General features: G+C 54.1%; 3 protein-coding genes. 2 read left to right on the top strand and 1 reads right to left on the bottom strand.

Features of this window, described 5'->3' with window-relative positions:
• Positions 1-13: 13 nt before the first annotated feature.
• Positions 14-1012 carry a TRAP transporter substrate-binding protein gene (locus K5905_RS27240; RefSeq protein WP_297590173.1) on the bottom strand — a complete coding sequence of 333 codons (999 nt, stop codon included), beginning with the start codon at positions 1010-1012 and terminating at the stop codon, positions 14-16.
• Between the two features lie 223 nt (positions 1013-1235).
• Between K5905_RS27240 and K5905_RS27245 the strand changes: the two genes are divergently transcribed.
• The gene (locus K5905_RS27245; protein WP_297590175.1) at positions 1236-2741 is read left to right on the top strand and encodes a glycosyltransferase family 39 protein; all 1506 of its coding nucleotides are present in this window, start codon (positions 1236-1238) and stop codon (positions 2739-2741) included.
• A 156-nt stretch (positions 2742-2897) separates the two neighbouring features.
• Positions 2898-5028: hydantoinase/oxoprolinase family protein (locus tag K5905_RS27250; RefSeq protein ID WP_297590177.1), on the top strand; the 2131-nt coding region annotated here is incomplete at its 3' end.

Raw genomic sequence — 5028 nt, forward strand, 5'->3', positions numbered from 1 at the left:
TTGGCTGTCTGTATTAGTTGTTGTTGTAAGCTTCGATGACGGCAACACCGGCTTCACCGGCATTCTCCTGCCACTCCGCAGCCATCGTCTCACCGATTGCGGCGAGGTCTTCGATCAGCTGCTTGCTCGGCTGAACAACCGTGATGCCATTTTCAATCAGAACGTTGGTTTTCGTTTTGGTTTCAACCTTGGACGCTTCCCATCCGCGCTGTTCGGCTTCCGCAGCAGCTTCAAGAACTGCGGCCTTTTCTGCATCGCTCAAACCATCAAACGCCCGCTTGTTGACGATGACCATGTTCTTTGGCAACCAGGCCTGTGTATCATGATAATGCGTCAGGAAATCCCAGGCCTTGGAGTTTGCTCCGGTAGAAGGTGACGTGATCATCGCTTCAACGCGGCCAGTGGAGAATGCGGTCGGAATGTCCGGCACTTCAATTTGGGTAGGTACTGCGCTGGCAAGCTGCGCGAGGCGTTCAGTCGCAGCATTGTAGGCCCGGAATTTAACTCCCTTCAGGTCTTCACCTGAAACAACTTCTTTCTTGGCATAAATCCCCTGAGGCGGCCACGGCACAGCAAAGAGCAATTGCAGACCCTGCTCACCCAACTTCTCTTCCAGAGCCGGCTTGGAGGCCTGATAAAGTTTCCAGGCTTTGTCATAGGAGGGAGCCAGGAACGGAACAGAATCCACCCCGAAGACAGCATCTTCGTTGGCGAGACGTGAGACCAGAACTTCGCCGATCGGTGCAAGCCCCTTGCGCACCGAATTCTTGATTTCCGGATGCTTGAACAATGACCCGGCGGAATGAACCTGGATTGCAAGGGAACCTTCGGTTTTCTCTTTAACGTCGTCAGCAAAAGCCGAGATGTTTTGAGTGTGGAAATTGCTGTCACCATATGGGGTTGGCATGTCCCACTTGGTTTCGGCAGATGCAGCGGCAAGCCCTGCAAGACTAAAAACGGCGGCCGTCGCCAGACGGACTCCGGCTTTATTCAGAAAACGTGAATGCAGCATAGATTTCTCCTCTTGGAAGCCGGACCCATCCCGGCCTGATGCTGCTCCTGGTGTCTTGTCTTCAACACCTCAAAAAAGCGCATCCGAAGCAAGATTAGACTCGAAAACTCAAAACATCAACATTTTATCGATAAATTATCATCAAAAGATCAATGACAGTTCGGACTTTCTTCTTTGAACTGAATTGTCTAGCGTCGCTAATTCATTGGGGGAGAACAGAAAAGTGACGGAAACGACTGAAGATAGGCACCCTGTCAAAGTCGCCTGTACTTTACTTGTCACCTTGATCCTTGCAGTAGCTGCCGCACTCCGGCTCCATGATCTGGACAGGACAAGTCTCTGGTATGACGAGGCGGTAAGCTGGAGCCAGTCGAATGGGTCTCTCTCTGCGCTTTTGGCATCGGTCGCAACCGACAACTACCCGCCGCTTCACAACATCATCCTCTGGCTGACAATTCCGATCATCGGCGACGGCGAAACGGCCCTGCGTCTGCCTTCGGTCCTGTTGGGACTGCTGGCAATCTGGCTGAGTTACCTTGTAGGTAAAATGCTGGGCGGTCGGATAACCGGACTGCTTGCGGCCGCTCTGCTTGCCATATCGCCCTTTCACATCTGGTACTCCACGGAAGCACGCATGTATGCGCTTCTGGCAGCCTGCGGCCTTGGCTATCTGCTCTCAACTCTGAAAGTGCTGCAAACCCCATCCACGCGCTGGTTCACATTGCTCGCAACGAGCGGTGCGTTGTTTCTTTACAGCCATGTCTACGCGCTTCTTACATTTGCTGCTGTCGGAACACTTTGTGCATGTCTCACACTGCAAGACCTGGTCCTGACTGGACAGTTTCGACGCTCCAATGCGTTCCGGGCGTGTCTGGCCATGGCCATCAGCACGGTTGCATTTCTGCCCTGGCTGATCCTGCTGGCAATTCGGGCCAGGTCCGTTGCCGAGGCAGGGTTCTGGATCGCATATCCTGATTTGGTCTTTGTGAAGAACATGGCATTCAGCATCACCGGGTCCTTGATCCTCTTCTGGATTCTTGCAGGCCTGGGCGTTGCGTGCCTGTTGCCGTCAACGTTTTTCAAACGCACTTCAATGCGGCATCGCAAGGGCGATCAACGCGCCTTCTCGATTTGTCTCGCCTATACGCTTGGACCGGTCATTTTAGCCTATCTCTATTCAATACTTGTTCAGCCGATCCTGTTCGACCGTTATCTGATTGCCGCCTGGCCGGGACTGCTTTTGCTTGCGGCTGCGGGTGCACATCGCCTGTCGCCGAGGTTCGCGCCTATTGCGCTGTTTGTTGCGGCTCTGATCCTTACTTTTCCTGAACTGAAGTTTACCCTCACTCAAAAGGTCAGACCGGACTGGAGAGGTATTGCACAGGCTTATCTTTCAGAACGCGCACCAAAAGATCAGCTCTATCTTTACAAGGGCTTTACGGCTCCAGCCCTGGATTACTATCTGCGCATGCCCGGAAGTTTCGTGGCTGTCGAAAAGGTCGAGGAGCTTGCATCACCTCCGTTTTCTTCCGCACCGGACAATCGCTGGCTGCTTGTGGTACACAGCAACGCACAAGAGACGGCGGTGGCAAAACAAATCTTTGGCGCAGAAGAAAGCGAACCGTTTGCAAGAACCTTTGGCTGGGGGGCAAGCGGATTATCACTTTTCCAAAACTCAACCAGAACCACCGATGCTCCCGAACTTAAAAAGAAACAGATAGACCGCTGATTCATAAAGAGTTTGGTATTTTCGAGGGTCCGGGTAGAAATTTTTCATCGACAATTTATCGATAAAATGTCAACATAACGCCACTGACCTTCAAATCGGAACATACGAAACTGAAATGCCGCGCAGATTTCAGTTTGAAACACCAGAGGAAAGAAAATGACAGCCAAGTGGGATTTTTGGATCGATCGGGGTGGCACCTTCACTGATATTGTTGGTCGTTCGCCGGATGGAACATTGCATCCGCACAAAGTGCTGTCGGAAAATCCTGAAGCTTATCGCGACGCCGCCATCCAGGGCATTCGCGAACTTCTCGGTGTCGAAAAAGGTGCTCCGATTCCTTCCGACAAGGTGGCAACCGTAAAAATGGGCACGACGGTTGCGACCAACGCCCTCCTGGAACGGAAAGGCGAACGTACAGCTCTTTTCATCACAAACGGTTTCCGTGACGCCCTGGAAATCGGCTACCAGGCACGACCGAAGATTTTCGCAAAGGAAATCATCAAGCCGGAGCTGCTTTACGAAAGCGTTCATGAAATCTCGGAACGCGTTCGCTCCGACGGTACTGTTGAAACTATCCTTGATGAACGCCAGGCCCGTGCCGAAATGCAGACAGCCTGGGATGCCGGTATCCGCTCCATCGCTATTGTTTTGATGCATGCCTATGCGTTTCCCGCTCATGAAAAGGCGTTGAAGAAGATTGCGGAAGAAATCGGCTTCCCGCAGATCTCGGTGTCGCACGAAGTTTCACCGCTCATGAAACTGGTCGGGCGTGGCGACACGACTGTGGTTGATGCTTATCTCTCTCCAATCCTGCGACGCTACGTGAACCAGGTCCAATCGGAACTGGGCGAAGGCCCCCGTCTGATGTTCATGCAATCTTCGGGAGGGTTGACTGCCGCAGACCTGTTCCAGGGCAAGGACGCGATCCTTTCGGGGCCGGCCGGTGGTGTCGTCGGCGCCGTCGAGACGTCCCGTATGGCGGGCTATGACAAGATCATCGGCTTCGACATGGGCGGCACGTCAACGGATGTCTGTCACTATGACGGCGACTATGAACGCGCGTTTGAAACCGAAGTTGCCGGCGTGCGCATGCGCGCTCCGATGATGATGATCCACACAGTTGCAGCAGGTGGCGGATCGGTCCTTCATTACACCGACGGTCGCTTCCAGGTTGGACCGGATTCTGCTGGTGCAAACCCCGGCCCGGCCTGTTACCGGCGCGGTGGACCTCTCACGGTCACGGATGCGAACCTGATGACAGGTAAGCTGGCGCCTGAATTCTTCCCGAAAATCTTCGGCCCCAACCAGGATCAGCCGTTGGACGGTGATGCTGTTCGTCAGAAATTCAAAGAATTGGCTTCGGAAATCGGCGACGGTCGCACGGCCGAGGAAGTCGCGGATGGATTTTTGAAAATCGCCGTTGAGAACATGGCCAACGCCATCAAGAAGATCTCCGTACAACGCGGCTATGATGTAACCGAATACGCTCTTACCTGTTTCGGTGGTGCAGGTGGTCAGACAGGCTGCCGAGTTGCCGACAGCCTCGGAATGACAACCGTCATTCTACATCCCTTCTCCGGAATTCTCTCTGCCTACGGAATGGGCCTGGCCGACATCCGCGCCGATCGGCAGAAGGCCGTGGTCAAGACCATGACGGAAGATCTCTTGCCTGAACTGTCAGCGCTACGGGACGAACTGGCAAGTCAGACGGAAGCGGAACTTGAACGACAGTCCATTCCGGCAGAAGCCCGCCGGTCCACGGCAACGGCCCATCTCAGATATGATGGTACTGACACCCCGCTTCCTGTCTTGCTCAACAGCGTTTCCGAAATGCGTGCAGCATTTGAAGACGCTCACAAGAAGCAGTTCGGCTTTGCCTACGACAACAAGCCGATTTTTGTCGAGGCACTTGAAGTGGAAACAGCCGGTGGTGGCGCAGGCCTGGTCGAGCCGGATCTCAGCCTGAGGTCCGATGTAGCCAATGCCGCCGAATCTACGAGCATCTATTCGGAAGGTACGTGGCACGACGCCGGCATCTACAAACGGGACGCTTTGAAACCCGGCATGAAGGTGACCGGCCCGGCGGTGATCATTGAACCGCATGCGACCATTGCCGTTGAGGACGGCTGGCAGGCGGAAGTCAATTCCAAGGATCATGTCATCCTGAAGCGGATCGTCCCGCTGCAGCGGGCCGATGCTATCGGAACACATGCAGATCCGGTCATGCTGGAAGTGTTCTACAACCTGTTCATGTCCATTGCCGAACAGATGGGCGTAACCCAGCAGA

Source organism: Roseibium sp. (assembly GCF_025698965.1).
Lineage (GTDB): Bacteria > Pseudomonadota > Alphaproteobacteria > Rhizobiales > Stappiaceae > Roseibium.

Bases quoted from the DNA above. Each gene is read 5' to 3' on its own strand.
- K5905_RS27240 (WP_297590173.1), bottom strand. From the start codon at position 1,012: ATGCTGCATTCACGTTTTCTGAATAAAGCCGGAGTCCGTCTGGCGACG.